Origin of the sequence: Saccharomonospora iraqiensis subsp. paurometabolica YIM 90007, from assembly GCF_000231035.2 — a bacterium.
Taxonomy (GTDB): Bacteria; Actinomycetota; Actinomycetes; order Mycobacteriales; family Pseudonocardiaceae; genus Saccharomonospora; species Saccharomonospora paurometabolica.
In genome coordinates, this window is the sequence record NZ_KI912239.1 from 1 (window position 1) to 345 (window position 345).

The following is a 345-nucleotide window of genomic DNA, read 5'->3' on the forward strand; positions in this document are numbered from 1 at the left end:
TCTGCGGCTCCGCCAACAGGGCGGGGTGCGGGGCGGGCAGGTCGGCGAACAGCGGTCGGAGGTCGGCCCGGTGGCGGGCCGCGACCGCCCGGGCCACGCGGTCCTCGTACTCCTCCGTGGTGAGCCGACCCTCGGCGAAGTGCTGCCCGAGCACGCGGGTGGCCTCCTCCCGCTCGGCCGTGCCGACCCGCAGGAACTCCGCGTCGGAATCCTGGCTCATGGGTCCACGGTACTGCGGCCGTCGCCGGATCGTCAGTCTTTCCGGCGGGCGTGCCGCGCCGGGGCCGGTCGGGGCGGTGCCGGGTGCTGCCGCGTCGCGCCGTGCGGACACGCGGGACCGCGTGG

1 protein-coding gene is annotated in these 345 nt (G+C 77.4%); it reads right to left on the reverse strand.

What is annotated here, in order from left to right; genetic code table 11:
- A partial coding sequence (locus SACPADRAFT_RS0213205; protein ID WP_028662443.1) for a DUF1707 SHOCT-like domain-containing protein occupies positions 1-220 on the reverse strand: 220 nt, incomplete at its 3' end.
- Positions 221-345: the final 125 nt, after the last annotated feature.